13 protein-coding genes and 3 pseudogenes are annotated in these 15495 nt (G+C 62.5%); 10 read left to right on the top strand and 6 right to left on the bottom strand.

Annotation, left to right across the window (positions count from 1 at the left end; genetic code table 11):
• Positions 1-33: 33 nt before the first annotated feature.
• Complete coding sequence (locus GR138_RS26070) at positions 34-408, bottom strand: hypothetical protein (RefSeq protein ID WP_160862182.1); 375 nt, start codon at positions 406-408, stop codon at positions 34-36.
• 14 nt (positions 409-422) lie between these two features.
• Between GR138_RS26070 and acpP the strand changes: the two genes are divergently transcribed.
• Both acpP and GR138_RS26060 read left to right on the top strand, forming a co-directional pair.
• Positions 423-671 (top strand): acyl carrier protein, encoded by a 249-nt coding sequence (gene acpP, locus GR138_RS26065; protein ID WP_119258566.1) that lies wholly within the window; start codon positions 423-425, stop codon positions 669-671.
• 56 nt (positions 672-727) lie between these two features.
• The gene (locus GR138_RS26060) at positions 728-928 is read left to right on the top strand and encodes a hypothetical protein (RefSeq protein WP_119258565.1); all 201 of its coding nucleotides are present in this window, start codon (positions 728-730) and stop codon (positions 926-928) included.
• Between the two features lie 129 nt (positions 929-1057).
• Here the strand turns inward: GR138_RS26060 and GR138_RS26055 are convergent, their stop codons facing one another.
• Positions 1058-1399: a hypothetical protein gene (locus tag GR138_RS26055; protein WP_119258564.1), complete on the bottom strand. Its 342-nt coding sequence runs from the start codon at positions 1397-1399 to the stop codon at positions 1058-1060.
• 412 nt (positions 1400-1811) lie between these two features.
• Here GR138_RS26055 and GR138_RS26050 point away from each other — a divergent pair, with 412 nt between their 5' ends.
• From GR138_RS26050 to GR138_RS26040, 3 genes are all read left to right on the top strand, one after another.
• On the top strand, positions 1812-2063 hold the full coding sequence (locus GR138_RS26050; protein ID WP_160862181.1) for a DUF1488 family protein: 252 nt from the start codon (positions 1812-1814) through the stop codon (positions 2061-2063).
• A 102-nt stretch (positions 2064-2165) separates the two neighbouring features.
• Complete coding sequence (locus GR138_RS26045; protein WP_246200717.1) at positions 2166-10763, top strand: GH36-type glycosyl hydrolase domain-containing protein; 8598 nt, start codon at positions 2166-2168, stop codon at positions 10761-10763.
• 423 nt (positions 10764-11186) lie between these two features.
• Positions 11187-11465, top strand: a complete 279-nt coding sequence (locus GR138_RS26040) for a hypothetical protein (protein ID WP_160862180.1) — start codon at positions 11187-11189, stop codon at positions 11463-11465.
• Here the strand turns inward: GR138_RS26040 and GR138_RS30690 are convergent.
• A pseudogene (locus tag GR138_RS30690) lies at positions 11346-11639 on the bottom strand (histidine kinase); the annotation flags it as partial. The gene GR138_RS26040 and the pseudogene GR138_RS30690 overlap by 120 nt on opposite strands.
• Before the next feature lie 552 nt (positions 11640-12191).
• Between GR138_RS30690 and GR138_RS26030 the strand changes: the two are divergent.
• The 4 genes from GR138_RS26030 to GR138_RS26015 all read left to right on the top strand — a co-directional run bounded on the left by GR138_RS26030 (position 12192) and on the right by GR138_RS26015 (position 13501).
• Positions 12192-12401 carry a cold-shock protein gene (locus GR138_RS26030; RefSeq protein WP_034806062.1) on the top strand — a complete coding sequence of 70 codons (210 nt, stop codon included), beginning with the start codon at positions 12192-12194 and terminating at the stop codon, positions 12399-12401.
• A 120-nt stretch (positions 12402-12521) separates the two neighbouring features.
• Entirely contained in the window at positions 12522-12746 is a 225-nt protein-coding gene (locus GR138_RS26025; RefSeq protein ID WP_160862178.1) for a hypothetical protein, read from the top strand.
• A gap of 29 nt (positions 12747-12775) precedes the next feature.
• Entirely contained in the window at positions 12776-13156 is a 381-nt protein-coding gene (locus GR138_RS26020; RefSeq protein ID WP_160862177.1) for a DUF6481 family protein, read from the top strand.
• A gap of 69 nt (positions 13157-13225) precedes the next feature.
• Positions 13226-13501, top strand: coding sequence for a hypothetical protein (locus GR138_RS26015; RefSeq protein WP_160862176.1), 276 nt, complete (start codon positions 13226-13228; stop codon positions 13499-13501).
• A 31-nt stretch (positions 13502-13532) separates the two neighbouring features.
• Here the strand turns inward: GR138_RS26015 and GR138_RS26010 are convergent, their stop codons facing one another.
• Complete coding sequence (locus GR138_RS26010; RefSeq protein ID WP_160862175.1) at positions 13533-13712, bottom strand: hypothetical protein; 180 nt, start codon at positions 13710-13712, stop codon at positions 13533-13535.
• Positions 13699-14315 (bottom strand): annotated as a pseudogene (locus tag GR138_RS26005) (flavodoxin family protein). The gene GR138_RS26010 and the pseudogene GR138_RS26005 overlap by 14 nt, the downstream one beginning before the upstream one ends.
• A gap of 403 nt (positions 14316-14718) precedes the next feature.
• Here GR138_RS26005 and GR138_RS26000 point away from each other — a divergent pair.
• A pseudogene (locus GR138_RS26000) lies at positions 14719-15005 on the top strand (helix-turn-helix domain-containing protein); the annotation flags it as partial.
• A 17-nt stretch (positions 15006-15022) separates the two neighbouring features.
• On the opposite strand, the gene GR138_RS25995 reads toward GR138_RS26000, so the two are convergent.
• The gene (locus tag GR138_RS25995; protein WP_160862174.1) at positions 15023-15478 is read right to left on the bottom strand and encodes an Lrp/AsnC family transcriptional regulator; all 456 of its coding nucleotides are present in this window, start codon (positions 15476-15478) and stop codon (positions 15023-15025) included.
• Between the last annotated feature and the right edge of the window lie 17 nt (positions 15479-15495).

Genomic DNA, 15495 nt, shown 5'->3' with positions numbered 1-15495 from the left:
ACAGCAGCAATACGTATCGGACGCCGCGAGCGGCTATTTGTTTTTTGCAGTCAGCCTGGTGATAATCCTTGTCTTCCTCATGGAGGGTTGGCTGTGGTGATCCTCATCTTCAAAGGCCCCGATATTCCGGGAGCGCATCGCCGAACCGTCCTCCGACAGATTCTCAAAAACGCCGACTACGAGACACGTAGCCTTGCGCAAGAGCAGCGCGCCAGCGTCGAGATTTGGGAAAACGAAGGCGGTTCCACCGCTGGGTGGCCACGATGCCCGATCGCCTGACAGCGATGCTCGTCGTCTTGGTTTTGGCGATCGGCTTTGTTTGGGGCTACCGCCCTGACCAAAGCCGATATGATCGGCTTCACCCCTCTCAATCGCGTCAACCGGCATCGGTGCAGTAATATCCTTCATCAGGACAGATGCTCATGGAAGACGCAAGAGCTGATATAGCCGAGCGTGTAAGGAACATTATCACTGGGCAGTTGGCCGTCGAGATAACGAGGGTTGTCGATGATGCTTCGATTATCGATGACTTGGGGGCTGATTCCCTGGAAATGGTCCAGATCGTAATGCTCATCGAGGACGAGTTTGGAATCGCCATTCCCGACCAGCCAGCCGAAGAATTCCTGACGGTTAAGGATGCCATCGACTTCGTCGTTGCAGCACAGTCGTGACAGATAAGCGGACGCCCGGATGACGATCAGTCGTTGCGGGATGAAGGAGTTGACGGATGACAGCGAACAGCGAACGGTTTTTCAAGCCGACAAAGACTACTGCAGATAAAAAGGCGTCGGAGACCAACTCGGTCGCCTGGAGGATCATCGACCAGGAGGCAGCAACGCGGGAAAAGAAGACCGAGAAGTTGCGCGCGCTCCGCCTGGCGAAAGAGGTCATCAATCCTGCGCCCTTGCCGAAGTTGAAGCGAAAGTAGCAACGGAGGCAGGTGTGGTTGGAAGATGCATGACAGGAACGGCTGTCTGCTTGAAATTCACGAATTACTCCAACCGAAAGCCGAAGGCGAAAACGCCTTCGGCTTCGCATCTTGTGAATTCAGTGCTCGTCAGGACAATGTGCGCCCGCAATCGAAGGTGACCTTGCTGAGAAGATCTGCCGGCACCTGGATATCGGCCATGGCGGCGGCGACGAGTTCGTCCCGCTTTGCACGGTTTTCGTATCCCTTGACGGTTGCCAGATCGGTGCTCGCGGCCGTGGCTATGCGGCCGGCCGTCGCGGAGCATATGCCCGCAAGGGTCTCTACCCGCGCGGTTCTCACCGCCTCGGCGCGTGCGCTGGTGGTCGAAACCCATCCCGCATTGAAGGCGATGAGCGGCGCAGCCACGAGGCCGAGAACGAAACCCACCATGTAGGGTTTTGCTTTTTCCATGTTCAGACTGAATGACATGACTCTACTCCCTATAATCGATGATTATCGGGATCGATAAGGGCCCGCGCTCGGACCTGGAGCCAATGGCAATCCGGACAGTTTCAGTGTGCGCTTTAACGGGCACAAAGCAAATGAAATTAAAGGTTTTTCTTTGGTGCTTCGTGATGTTTTCTCTTCGTAAAATAAAAAATCAGGATTTCGATTTTTGTGATATGGTGAATTCGATCGAAAAACGCATGAACTCATGGGTTTTCGATGGGTATTTACAGTCATAAGTTTCATTTTTTATTTGAGTGGCCGGGATTTGATGCGGTCTGCATCAGGTTTTTTGATGACATTCTTTCTTTAAAGAGCGCCGGCGCGACTGTTTCCGGTGCTCATGGCAGCTTTTCGTAGCGAAGAGGCAGCCGTCCACCGCGAGGAACGTTCCATGAGTCTCAGTTTCCCAAACCAAAGCCGCAGCTATGAAGAGGCCGGCAAGCGTATCCGCTTCATTGGTCATGACGGCATGTTCGAGATCCCGTTCTTTGCGGGGTCGGACCTGTTCCCGGGAGTGACATCCGAAGCCGGTTATCTCAGGGCTTTCGACGATGCCCGCGTCTCTGTCTACAAGGCGGCGCGGCGCGCCTATTCCGCTGGCCGAAAGCCGGTTTACGTCCTGACGCGTGTCGATTTCGGCTGAGAGCGCCACTCCTGAGCGTAGCTTCGGCGCCCCACATCCCCAACACGATTGCCGGGTTTCGCCCGGCCGGCTGCCTGGCCGCATCTGGGCAAAGGAATGATTATGGCCAGAGGCCAAGAGCGTGGCGTGCAAGACATCGGCAATTCGAAAACCGCCGTTGCCGAAAGGACCCACCATCCTGAGATGGGCTCCAAGTCGGCGCCGGAGCCGCAAGTAGTTACGGACGGGAAAGGCGAGGGCAACAGTCCGTCGTCCGGATTCGGTTTCCGCTGGGCACCGGGCATGCCATGGAACGATCCCATGCCCGTGCGGGAGGAACTGTTCGGCATCGAACGGCTCGAGCAGCACGCCGCGACCCTTGCGCTTGCCCAACCGGTAACGAAGCGGCCGCCATCCGTCCAGTCGCTGCACAAGCGCCTGAAGAGCAACGCGGCGGTCCTGCTCGCCGCCTACCGCGCCAGCGCCCTGGAGGTGGAGAACGAGCGCGGCGTCGTGCCGGCGGCCGAATGGCTGCTGGACAACTATCATCTGGTCGAGGAGCAGATCCGCGAGATTCATGATGATCTGCCGCCCAACTATTACAGGCAGCTGCCAAAACTCGCCGAGGGGCCTTTCGCCGGATATCCGCGCGTCTTCGGCATTGCCTGGGCCTTCGTCGCGCACACCGACAGCCATTTCGATCCAGAGACGCTCGTCCGCTTCATCGCTGCCTATCAAAAGGTTCAGCCGCTGACGATCGGCGAGTTGTGGGCCGTGGCGATCACCTTACGCATCGTGCTCGTCGAGAACCTGCGGAGGCTTGCCGACCAGATCACCGCCGGGCGCCGCATGCGTGCCGAGGCGGATGCGCTGGCGGACCGGCTGTTGGCGGACGAGGGTCGCGGCAGCGCGCTTGAAAAGGTCTCCGCCGACCCCCTACCCGAGCTCTTCGCGGCCCAGCTTGCCAAACGGCTGCGCGACCAGGACCCTAGCACGACGCCGGCGCATGGCTGGCTGGAGGCGCGGCTGGCAAGGCAGGACAGTTCGGTTGACGCTGTGGTCGGGCATGCCCAGCAGCGCCAGGGCGCGTCGAATGTCACGATCAGGAATATCATCACCAGCATGCGGCTGATCAGCGATGTCGACTGGGCCGATCTCTTTGAGAAGGTCAGCCTCGTCGATGCGCGCCTTTCGGCCGACGACAGCTTCGCGCGCATGGATTTCGCCACGCGCAACCTCTATCGCAGCGCCATCGAAGACCTCGCCCGCGGCTCGGACCTGTCGGAACTCGACATTGCTGGGCAGGCGGTGAAAGCGGCAAAGGCCGCAGCGGTCACAGACGATACCGCCTCGCAGGCCGAACGTGTCGGGGATCCGGGCTACCATCTGATCGCGGAAGGGCGGCCGGCCTTCGAGCGCACGATCGGGTTCCGCCCGCCCCGGCATCTGATCGCCGGGCGGCTGGCGGCGCGCACGGGCATTGCCGGCTATGCCGGGGCGATCGGGCTCGTGATGGCGATTCTTCTGGCGCTTGCGCTATGGCTGCTGTCCATCGCCGGTCTCTCGGCGCCCGGCTTGATCGTCTTTGCGGTGCTGGCGCTGCTGCCGACAAGCGATATCGCGACGGCGCTCGTCAACCGCTTCGTGAGCTGGAGCCACGGCGCGACCGGTCTGCCGGGACTGGAACTCGCACAGGGCGTCCCATCGTCGTCACGCACGCTGGTCGTCGTGCCGACGCTCCTGAGCAATCGTGCCGACCTGCTGGAGCAGATCGAGCGGCTGGAGGTCCATCATCTCTCGGGCGCTGGCGGCGACCTGAGTTTTGCTCTGCTGACCGACGGGAAGGATGCCTCGCAGGAGACCGTCGAGGGCGATGGTGCGCTTCTCGCGCTCGCTGTCGAGGCCATGGCCGACCTCAATCACCGGCACGGGCCGGGTCCTTCTGGCGACCGCTTCCTGCTTTTGCACCGCAAGCGCCGGTTCAATGCCGGCGAGACCCTCTGGATGGGCTGGGAGCGCAAGCGCGGCAAGCTGCACGAGCTCAACCGCCTGCTGCGCGGCGCCACTGACACCAGCTTCATGGCGCTTGGCGGAAAGCCGCCATCCGTCCCGCCGGACGTGCGCTATGTCATCACTCTCGACGCGGATACGAAACTGCCGCGCGACACGGTCCTGCGGCTGATCGGCAAGATGGCGCATCCCCTCAACCGGCCGCGCTTCGATACCGTGCAGCAGCGGGTCGTCGACGGCTATGCGATCATCCAGCCGCGCGTCACCCCGTCGCTTCCCATCGGTCGCGAAGGCTCGCTCTACCAGCGGGTCTTTTCCGCGCCCGGCGGCATGGATCCCTATGCGGCGGCCGTTTCCGACGTCTATCAGGACCTGTTCGGCGAGGGTTCCTATACCGGCAAGGGCATTTATGACGTCGATGCCTTCGAGGCGGCGCTAGCCGGCCGCATTCCGGAGAATACCCTTCTCAGCCACGACCTTTTCGAGGGCACGTTCGCGCGGGCGGGGCTTGCCTCCGATGTCGAGGTGGTCGACGATTTTCCGTCGCGCTACGACGTCGCCGCCCGGCGCCAGCACCGCTGGACGCGCGGTGACTGGCAGCTGCTGCCGTGGATATTCGGGCGGCGGGCACTTCCCGCACTCGGCCGCTGGAAGATGCTGGACAATCTGCGCCGCACCCTCATCACGCCGTCGACATTCGCGGCGCTCGTGGCCTGTTGCGCGATGCCGTTGCAGGCGGGCGTGACCGCGGCGTTGCTGGTCGCGTCCTCAATTGTCGTTCCCGCGTTCCTGCCGGTAGTTTTCGCCATCCTGCCACGCCGCAGCGGCCTGCAACTGAGCAGCCATGCCGTCAGGCTTGCCGGCGACATCAAGCTCGCCGTGATGCAGGCGGCGCTTGGCCTCTTCTTCCTGCCCGATCAGGCATGGCGCAGTTGCGATGCGGTGCTCAGGACCGCCGGCCGGCTGCTGGTGACGCGCAGGAAACTCTTGGAATGGACGACCGCCGCGACATCCGGAAACCGGACGCGGCTGACGCTTGCCGGCTTCTACCGCGACATGGCGGGCGGCACGGCGACCGCGCTGATCCTTCTCACTGCTGCCGTCGCGTTTTCGCCGGCCGCCTGGCCTCTGGCGCTTCTGCTGGCGCTCCTCTGGTCGGCAGCACCCGCCATCGCGCTCTGGGTCAGCCGGTCGCCGACAGCACGGCCGGGCCGGGCGCTTTCGGATGGCGATGCGGCGGAACTCCGGCTCGTCGCGCGACGCACATGGCGGTTTTTCGAAACCTTCGTTACCCCGCTGGAAAACATGCTGCCGCCGGACAATTTCCAGGAAACCCCGCTGCCCGTCATCGCTCACCGGACTTCGCCGACCAATATCGGCCTCTATCTTCTCTCGACGGTCGCCGCGCGCGACTTCGGCTGGGTGGGAACCCTTGAAGCGCTTGAACGGCTGGAGGCGACTTTTTCGACGCTCAAGCGGCTCGACCGGTTCAACGGGCATTTCTTTAACTGGTACGATACGCGCGATCTCAGAACCCTCGCTCCCCCCTATGTCTCCTCCGTCGATAGCGGCAATCTCGCCGGCCACCTGATCGCGCTGGCGAATGCCTGCGAGGAGTGGGCCGGGGCGCCGCCGGCGGAAGACGGGGCGGGTTCCGGCGATACGCTGGCGCTCGCCCGCATGGCTCTTGGCGAGACGGCCGGCAATCCCGGTGCCAACCTGACAGCCATTCTCGACGAGGCGGAACCCCTCCTGCACGGCCCGCAATCCATCGAGGCCGCAACACCCGCATTGACGCGACTTCTGGACAAGGCCTTGAAACTGGCCGAGCAGGCAGCACCTGCCGATGACGGCACGGCCGCCGATCTTACGTTCTGGATCGGCGCGCTCGCCCGATCCGTCACACAGGCCGCGCGCGACCGGCAGGCCTTCCGCGACGATGCCGCCTCCGTGAAAGCCCGGCTTCAGGCGCTTGCGGACACGGCCCGCACCATGGCGCTCGACATGGATTTCGCCTTTCTGTTCGATCCCGACAGGAAGCTCCTGTCCATCGGCTATTCGCTCGCCGACAACGGGCTCGACCCGAACTGCTACGATCTTCTCGCTTCGGAAGCCCGGCTTGCGAGCTTCTTCGCCATTGCCAAGGGTGATATCGGCACTCGGCACTGGTTACGCCTCGGCCGGGCGGCGACGCCGCTCGGCAGCGGCTCGGCGCTGATCTCCTGGTCGGGCTCGATGTTCGAATATCTCATGCCCTCGCTGGTGATGCGCGCGCCGGCGGGAAGCCTGCTCGACGACACGAACCGGCTGATCGTGGCGCGGCAGGAGGCCTATGGCCGGTCGCGGCATGTGCCGTGGGGCATATCGGAATCCGCCTTCAATGCGCGTGACATCGAGTTCACCTATCAATATTCCAATTTCGGCGTACCGGGACTGGGGCTCAAGCGCGGGCTGTCGGGCAACATGGTCGTCGCGCCCTATGCCACGGGCCTCGCCGCCATGGTCGACCCACACGCCGCGCTCGACAACTACCGGCATCTCGAATCCCTCGGCGCAAGCGGCGTTCACGGCTTCTACGAGGCGCTGGACTTCACCCGCGCCCGCCTGCCCGAAGACGCGCGCGTCGAGATCATCCGCAGCTATATGGCCCACCACCAGGGCATGACCATCGTCGCCATCGCCGTCCTATTGCAGGACGGGCGCATGCGGGCGCGGTTCCACCGCGAACCGATGATCATGGCCAGTGAACTCCTGCTGTCGGAGCGCATGCCGCGCGATGTGGCGATCGCCCGGCCGCGCGCCGAGGAGGTCAAGGCTTCCGCCGGCATCTCGCTGAACCCCGCGCCGTCGGTGCGCCGGCTTTCGCTGCCCGTTGCCGGCGCGCCGGTGACCCATCTCCTGTCCAACGGGCGCTATGCGGTGATGCTGACGGCCTCGGGCGGCGGCTATAGCCGCTGGCGCGACATCGCCGTCACGCGCTGGCGCGAGGATGCGACCCGCGACGATTGCGGCGCCTTCGTCTTCCTCAGGGACATGCAGACCGACACGGTCTTCTCGCCCACGCTCCCGGCGGCGGGCGACAGGGCCGAGGCCTCGGTGGTCTTCGGCGAGGACCATGCACAATATATCCGCCACGACGAGACGCTGACGACGGAGATGGATGTTATCGTCTCCGGCGAGGACGACGGCGAGGTGCGCCGCATCTGCCTCACCAACAGCGGACGACGGGCGCGCGAGATCGAGCTGACGTCCTATGCCGAACTGGTGCTAGCTACCCCAGCAACCGACAACGCGCATCCCGCCTTCGCCAAGATGTTCATCGAGACCGAGCATCTGGCCGAATACGGCGCGCTTATCGCCACACGGCGGCGACGGGCACCTGCGGAGACGGAGATCTGGGCCGCCCATTTCGCGGTGGTCGAGGGCGATGCGGTTGCCGATCCGCAATACGAATCCGATCGCGCCCGTTTCCTCGGGCGCGGCCGTTCCATCGCCATCGCCGCCGCCATCCACGACGGGCAGGCGCTGTCCAACACCGCGGGAACCGTGCTCGATCCGATCTTCGCGCTGCGCCGCAGCGTGCGGGTGCTTCCCGGCAAGGTGGCGCGCGTCGCCTTCTGGACGGTCGTCGCCAGCTCGCGGGAAGAGCTCCTCGAACGCATCGACAAGCACCACGACAGGAGCGCTTTCGAGCGGGCGAAGACGCTCGCCTGGACCCAGGCGCAGGTGCAGCTTCACCATCTCGACATGGATATGGAGGAGGCGGCGGATTTCCAGCGCCTTGCTGCGCCCGTCCTCTATGCCGACGCGCGCTTCCGCCCCGCCTCCGATGCCATTCTTGCCGGTGCCGGGCCGCAATCGGGCCTGTGGCCCTACGGCATTTCCGGAGACCTGCCGATCGTGCTCCTGCGCATCGAGGATGCCGAAGACCTTCCACAGCTGCGCCAAATGCTGCGTGCGCATGAATACTGGCGCATCAAGCGGCTGGCCGTCGATCTGGTGATCGTCAATGAGCGCGCCGCCTCCTATGTGCAGGATCTGCAGAACGCCGTCGAAGCCGCCGTGCGCTCCAGCCAGTCCCGCCCGCGTTTTGGCGATATGCCGGCGCAGGGCGCGGTCCATGTGCTGCGCGCCGATTTCCTGAACCAGGAGACGAAAAACCTCCTGAACGCCACCGCGCGCGTCGTGCTGTCCGCCCATCGCGGCCTCATCGCCGATCAGTTGGCACGTCTTTCCGCCGGTATCGAGCGCCTCGCTCCGCTGCCGCCGCGCTTTCCTTCGAAGCCTTCGGCAGAGACGGTCGCGCAGCCGGACAATCTTGAGTTCTTCAATGGACTGGGAGGCTTCGGCAGGAACGGCACGGAATATGTGACCGTGCTGGAAAACGGTGCGGCGACCCCGATGCCCTGGATCAACGTCATCGCCAATCCAGCCTTCGGCTTTCAGGTGTCGGCGGACGGCAGCGCCTATAGCTGGGCTGAAAACAGCCGTGAGAACCAGCTCACGCAATGGTCGAACGACCCGGTCTGCGACCCCTCCGGCGAGGCGCTGTATATCCGTGACGAGGAAACGTTCGACCTCTGGAGCCCGACAGCCCAGCCGATCCGCGACAACGGGCGGTATGTGGCGCGCCACGGCTTCGGCTACAGCCGTTTCAGCCATCGGGCGCACGGGATCGAAAGCGACCTGCTCTCCTATGTGCCGCTCGCCGATCCGATCCGCATTTCGCGGTTGACGCTGACCAACCATTCGTCGCGACCGCGCCGCCTGTCGGTCACGAGCTATGCCGAGTGGGTGCTCGGCACCCTGCGCGGTGCAAACGCGCCGTTCATTGCAACATCCCTCGATGCCGGGACGGGGGCGGTCTTCGCCCGTAATCGATCGGCCATGGGTTTCCCCGGCCGTGTCGCCTTTGCCGATCTCGGCGGCCGGCAGACCGCATGGACCGCCGACCGCACGGAATTCCTCGGGCGGGGCGGCAGCTCCGGACGACCGGCGGCGCTCGCAAGGAGAGTGCCGCTCGGCACCAAGGTCGGCGCGGGCCTCGATCCGTGTGCCGCATTGCAATGCACGATCGAGCTCGACCCGGGCGAAAGCATCGAGCTCGTCTCCTTCCTCGGCGAGGCCGCTTCGGCCGAGGAAGCCTGCGCGCTGATCACCCGCTACCGCGCCGCCGATCTCGATACGGTTCTTGCCGACGTGACCGAGCATTGGCGGACGCTGTTGCAGACCGTGCAGGTCAGGACGCCGGACCGAGCGATGGATATCATGCTGAACGGCTGGCTGCTCTACCAGACGCTCGCCTGCCGCATCTGGGCGCGCTCGGCCTTCTACCAGGCCAGCGGCGCCTATGGCTTCCGCGATCAGTTGCAGGACGGCATGGCTTTGGCCTTCGCCCGGCCGGAGGAGACGCGGGCGCATATCCTGCGCGCCGCCGGTCGGCAGTTTGCCGAAGGCGACATGCAGCATTGGTGGCTGCCCCATTCGGGCGCGGGTGTTCGCACGCGGATTTCCGACGACCGCATCTGGCTCGCCTTCGCCACCGCGACCTATATCGGAACAGCCGGCGACGCGCCGATCCTCGATGAAGCCATCCCTTTCCTGGATGGGCCGGTCCTCGCCGAGGGAGAACACGATGCCTTCTTCCAGCCGACGCCCTCCGATGAGACGGCCTCTCTCTTCGAGCATTGCGCCCGCGGCCTTGACCAGGCTGTCGCGCTCACCGGCCGGCATGGCCTGCCCTTGATGGGAACCGGCGACTGGAACGACGGCATGAACCGGGTCGGCGAGGGCGGCGAGGGCGAAAGCGTCTGGCTTGGTTGGTTGCTTACCCGCGCGATCGACCTGTTTGCGCCGCTTGCGGAGCGCCGCGACCCCGCGCGCGCCGCGCGCTGGAAGGCGCATGCGGAGAAGCTCAAGGCTTCCATTGAACAGGAAACCTGGGACGGGGCCTGGTACCGGCGCGCCACCTTCGATGACGGCTCATGGCTGGGATCGAAGGACAATGACGAATGCCGGATCGATAGCATCGCCCAATCCTGGGCGGTTCTATCCGGCGCCGCCGATCCCGCCCGTGCCGCCGCCGCCATGGCGTCGCTGGAGCGCCACCTGATCCGCAGGGAGGACAGGCTTGCGCTTCTCTTCACGCCGCCTTTCGACGCAACCCCGCGTGATCCGGGCTATGTCAAGGGCTATCCGCCGGGCCTGCGCGAGAACGGCGGCCAGTACAGCCACGCCGCCATGTGGGCGATCCTCGCCTTCGCCCGGCTGGGGGAGGGCGACAAGGCGCACGGTCTCTTCGCGCTCCTCAACCCGATCAACCATGCGGGCACGCCGGAGGCGGCGCTGCGCTACAAGGTCGAGCCCTATGTGGTGGCCGCCGACGTCTATTCGGTCGCGCCGCATATCGGGCGCGGCGGCTGGACATGGTACACCGGCTCCGCCGCCTGGATGTACCGTGCCGGCATCGAGGGCATCCTCGGCCTGCGCCGGCAAGGCGGAGTGCTCGTGATGGAACCCTGCCTGCCGGCATCATGGCCGCACGTCGAGGTGACGGTCAAATTGGGAGACACTTGCTACAATATCGAGGTCAGACGGGCTTCCGATCGACCACCCTCTGCGACGTTGGACGGCTCTTCATTGCCCCACGCCGGCGGCCCGATACGTTTGCCCGTGGATGGTGACAGGCATGTTCTGGTGCTGGTTGAATGAGCTGTCGATGAAGCTCGAAAGTCGCGTCCACCTAGAATTTATCACGGTACAAACGGCGAACTTGGTGTTCGAGGCTGGATTGTCCGGCTCGCTAGCGCAGGCCGGGCATAGGGAACGATGTGGCTCAATACCAGCGCCCACGGCCATAAAAGCCGCCGCCCAAGAGAACGACGACAAGGAGGATGATAACAAGGGTGGTGATGTCCATGACAGGCTCCGGTGAGTGCTCGTGATCGTCTTGCCGTAGGTGGCATGTGCGGACGGCACTTCACTTCACCTCAACGCTCCATGACCGCCCTTGTTCCAGAGCAAACCCGCCGTGTTGCCGCTGTTTGCCACAGCGCCTGAAAAGGCGCAAAATCGATTGCAGGCGGCGGGCGTCCATCGCCGTGCTTTCCATGGCAGCCATGCCGGGAGGTCGGAATGATTTTGCGGGATATGACAAGGGCCGAATGCGAGGCCGCGCTATCGACGAACTTCATCGGCCATCTGGGATGTATCTCCGGCAACCGGCCCTATGTCGTGCCGAATACGCGCCGTGTTGCCGTCGTCGAGAATCTGCGCATTGACGATCAACTGTCACGTTTTGCGGTTCGGCCACTGGAGATCGATTTCGTAGGCCTCTATCCGCGCGCTTCCGGACGCGGTCGCCTGCAGGAGGGAGGCGAGCTTGGGCATTGCCCATTCGCCGTTTCCAAGTGAAGCGAGCGGTCTGCCGGGAATTGTCGCCGGATCGATTTCGAACGTCCGGCAGAACGATGTGCTCGCTGCTATGACCTTCTGGTCCTTGGAGAGGAAAAGCAGCGGCTGGCTCGATGAAACCACCACGGCAAGGGAACTCGCCGCTTCGAAATGGATGATCGGTGCGTTCGACATGGAAATGGCCCTCGAGGGCCGAAAACTCGCGGGGGTACGAGCCCTAGCTTCGGCAGAAACGTCGCTGGACGCAAATCCTCAAGCTGACGTTCTGGGACAAGGGATCATACCGGGCTTAAACAGGCACTACACTTAATGGGCATGCTCGTTGATAGCTCGAATGGAACGGCGGGACTTCCGGTTCGAATTCCTCAAGAAAATAACGAGGCGTTCAGCTCCGTCAACAATTGCAAACCTACTTACAAGTTCAATATTTTATGAGGAACCCAGCGATTTTGATATGGTTACCGCACCCATGTCTTTTTCACGAATTTAATGCGGCGTTTAATCGGCGCAACCTATAGGAGAGGAGGCGCCCATCGAAAACTAATCGTTGACGTGGTGATCTCAATAGCCTATAGATGCGGCATCGATCTTTTGCTTGCCGAGCTTTGTCTACCGCGCGAGTGGCACCGCGCTCTATTCGAACCTTCTCTCTCAAAAATAGTCGTATCACCGTCCGCGAAGCATCGCTTCCGCGGACCCTCACTCTATGCTTTGAAAGGGTTCATCATGACCACTGGCACAGTAAAATGGTTTAATTCCACCAAAGGCTTCGGCTTCATCCAGCCCGACAACGGCGGCGCTGACGCGTTCGTTCACATCTCGGCCGTCGAACGCGCCGGAATGCGCGAACTCGTCGAAGGCCAGAAGATCGGCTTCGAGCTCGAGCGCGACAACAAGTCGGGCAAGATGTCAGCGACCAATCTGCAGTCGGCATAACTTGAGATCCGCTTCGCGTTGACCACGGATGTACTGGCACTGCCGGAAGCTATTTCATCGAGGCCAGGCGTTTCGCCTGGCCTTTTTCGTTTTGGTTGTATCCGAATTCATTGAGGTTCCATGACAGAAGCACACGGCAAATCCCGCCAGCAGGCGGAGATCGCCTTCAGCAACGAGCAGACGCAGTTCTATGCCAAAAACAACGCGGTGGAAGAGCTGGATTCCGTTGCTCAGGCGCGGGATGCCAAAACCCTCAGGCTGCGAGAGGCGCGCCTTTCCAAGGAGTTGGCCGACCGTAGGTCAGCGACATCCAATCTCATCGCTAAACGCGTCAAGTCGCGCTGATCGCTACGCCACTCACTATCGGGATAAGAATGAAGAACGCCAGAAACAACGAAGTCGCCGACCGCCGCTCCTCATCCGCTGAGGCCAAAGCCGCTCTGCTCAATGCCTACCGTGCGGCAAAGACCGCGGCAGAGCCCGCTAAGATCGCAAGACAGGCGGAACGCACAGTCATTTCTAACGCTCATGAAGAACGACGTGTTGAACGGGAGCGCGTGAAGCTTGAGGAGCAGACGCGTATCGTGACCGAGGCGGCGGAGCGGCAGGCAGCCGCTGAGGCCGTGATAGCCGCTGAAACTGAAGCGCGGGAGCGCGCCGAAAAAGCCCGGATAGCGAGGGTGGTCGACGATGAGGCGCTGCGAAAGGCCGAGCGCGACAGGCGTTACGCCAACCGCAAGGCAAGGCAAGCCTAGCTCTTGGTTCGTACCGACCTAAACCATGACGCCGTCATGTAGGGGTCTAATCACAGGAAGGAGCCCTAAATGGCACCGAATATGAACGAGCTGCAGGCGATCAATACGGCATGGCAAATCGCAATCCAGGAAATCCTGCGCATGGTCATTCGTGACATGTACCACGCTGGCGGCGAGACAAAGTTTAAAGCACATATCAAACGCATCGAAGAGGCCGCCGTCGACAGCATCTATACCGATCTGAGACTTCGAGGGACCAACGAGTGGACCGAGGTGCTCGTCAAGGAGAGGGCGAGCAATTTCGTGACGACTTTGCTGACTTCTTTCACCTACGATCGAGCCTGAATGCCAGTTTGCAACTAGAGTTGGCTGGGGATTACACCGTGAAGCGGCTCTGATGCACATGTTCTGACGTGTAAATCCGCCGATCGGCTTTGTTCCACGACGGATTGGTGAGGTTGCCTTGCCGAAGCGGTCGGTAGGCGAGGATGGAGCTGTTCGTTTCTTCCTTGCGTCTTTCGTCTTTGGCTTCTTCGCGATGGTCAGTCTTCTTCACCAGGATACGCTTGCGCCTTGAAGAGGCGGGCAGCATGCGCCGTGTTGCGCGCGACGAGATCGAGCGTGGACCGCACGACCTCGGGGATTTCCGTCAGATCGACGAAATTGACCGAACCCATCGCTTCGCCGACCCAATAGGTCACGGCGTTGGCGGGATTGGTAAAGCCGACATCGTTCAGCGCCTGAAAGAGTTCCGCCGAGACGTGATTTGCACCGTCCTCGTTGCCGACGACGGCAATGGCGGCGACCCGGCCGTACGAAACCATCCGGCCTTCATCGTCCTTTTCCTCCAGAAAGGCGTCCATGCGTTCCAGCGCCCGCTTGCAGACGCTGGAGGGCTGGCCCATCCAAATCGGCGTGCCCATAACGAGGATATCGGCCTTCAGAATCCTGCGGTGGATGTCGGGCCAAGCGTCGCCGTCGCCCTCGTCCGAGGTAACCCCGGGCTGATGCCGTAATCGGCAAGCTGCAGGAACTCCGGTGTCACATCCAGCGGTTCCATCGCGACGGCGAGCAGCTTCAGCATGCGATCGGTGGAGGATGGGTCTTCGGCCCGCTTTGTCTTAAGGGTGCAGTTGATCGCCAGCGCAGTCAGGGTCATGGTTGTCTCACGAGGTTGGAGTCGAATGCCCAACCGCTTCCCCTCCCGATTGTCCCGCGTCCTCCAGTCTGCGGGCGCGTGCCGACGCTTATTCGGCAGCTTCCGGGTCATGTATGTCATCGCGGAGCTTCTCGATCTTTGCAAAGTCGATCCTCCGCTGCCCGTACTCCCACTGCGAGATGAAGCGCGCGATCGCGTCAGCCAGGCAAAGCAATCGGTCCAACAGCTGATCCGATGAGGGATGCGTAGCTCAACTAAAGCTCGCCAAATTCGAGAACGATGGCGCAAGTTCCATAAATTGCCTTATGTGATTTATGTTTGTAACCGCAAAGTTAGAATGTCCTGTTTCTGCAAAGTTGGAATGTCACACTCTCCGGTCTGAATGAGGCTTGGGAGATTGCAGATGGGATTGATAGCGATGAGCGAGCGCGATCTGCAGCGGATCGAGATTTTGTCGAAGGTGGCCGCCGGCCGGATGACGATGGTGTCAGCGGCGCATATGCTTGATCTGAGCGAGCGCCAGGTGCGTCGGCTGTTGGAGCGGATACGAACTGGCGCCACAGCGAGGGTTTCCGCAATGCGGCGCTGGATCTGATCCGCGAGCGCTATCTGGATTTCGGTCCGACACTGGCGCGTGAGAAGCTGGTCGAACTGCACCGGATCTCGGTGGCCAAGGAGACGCTGCAGCAGATCGTTCCTTCGGGACATTACACCCGCGGAAAGCGGGTCGCCCGTTTCACGGTGCCGTAGGCGAAGCTGGTGTCGATGGAGGCGATGCCCTCGATCATGTGCAGGCGTGTGCGCACGAAGGATTCGTAGTCCTGCAGGCTTTCCACGAGAACCCGCAGCAGATAGTCGGCGTCGCCGGTCATGACGTAGCAGTCGATAATGGCGTCGATGTCGCGCACCTTGCGCTCGAAGGCCGCCACGGCGGCCTGGGTGTGGCGCTCCAGCCGGATCCGCACGAAGGCGGTGATCGGCAATCCGTATGTAGCCTCGTCGACGACGGCCGTATAACCCTTGATGACGCCGCTCTCCTCAAGAAGCCGAACGCGCCTCAGGCAGGGGGACGGCGACAGATTCACGCGCTCGGAAAGCTCCTGGTTGGTCAGCCGGCCGTTGTCCTGCAGCGCCGCGACGATCTGCTGGTCCTTTTCGTCCATCTTCGCTCCGATTGATA

Source organism: Shinella kummerowiae (genome assembly GCF_009827055.1).
Lineage (GTDB): Bacteria > Pseudomonadota > Alphaproteobacteria > Rhizobiales > Rhizobiaceae > Shinella > Shinella kummerowiae.
This window is presented reverse-complemented; position numbering and strand designations above follow the sequence as displayed.

Excerpts from the sequence above, each read along its gene's own strand:
- GR138_RS26070 (WP_160862182.1), bottom strand. The coding sequence starts at position 408 with ATGAAGGATATTACTGCACCGATGCCGGTTGACGCGATTGAGAGGGGT.
- acpP (WP_119258566.1), top strand. The coding sequence starts at position 423 with ATGGAAGACGCAAGAGCTGATATAGCCGAGCGTGTAAGGAACATTATC.
- GR138_RS26060 (WP_119258565.1), top strand. The coding sequence starts at position 728 with ATGACAGCGAACAGCGAACGGTTTTTCAAGCCGACAAAGACTACTGCA.
- GR138_RS26055 (WP_119258564.1), bottom strand. The coding sequence starts at position 1,399 with ATGTCATTCAGTCTGAACATGGAAAAAGCAAAACCCTACATGGTGGGT.
- GR138_RS26050 (WP_160862181.1), top strand. The coding sequence starts at position 1,812 with ATGAGTCTCAGTTTCCCAAACCAAAGCCGCAGCTATGAAGAGGCCGGC.
- GR138_RS26045 (WP_246200717.1), top strand. The coding sequence starts at position 2,166 with ATGGCCAGAGGCCAAGAGCGTGGCGTGCAAGACATCGGCAATTCGAAA.
- GR138_RS26040 (WP_160862180.1), top strand. The coding sequence starts at position 11,187 with ATGATTTTGCGGGATATGACAAGGGCCGAATGCGAGGCCGCGCTATCG.
- GR138_RS26030 (WP_034806062.1), top strand. The coding sequence starts at position 12,192 with ATGACCACTGGCACAGTAAAATGGTTTAATTCCACCAAAGGCTTCGGC.
- GR138_RS26025 (WP_160862178.1), top strand. The coding sequence starts at position 12,522 with ATGACAGAAGCACACGGCAAATCCCGCCAGCAGGCGGAGATCGCCTTC.
- GR138_RS26020 (WP_160862177.1), top strand. The coding sequence starts at position 12,776 with ATGAAGAACGCCAGAAACAACGAAGTCGCCGACCGCCGCTCCTCATCC.
- GR138_RS26015 (WP_160862176.1), top strand. The coding sequence starts at position 13,226 with ATGGCACCGAATATGAACGAGCTGCAGGCGATCAATACGGCATGGCAA.
- GR138_RS25995 (WP_160862174.1), bottom strand. The coding sequence starts at position 15,478 with ATGGACGAAAAGGACCAGCAGATCGTCGCGGCGCTGCAGGACAACGGC.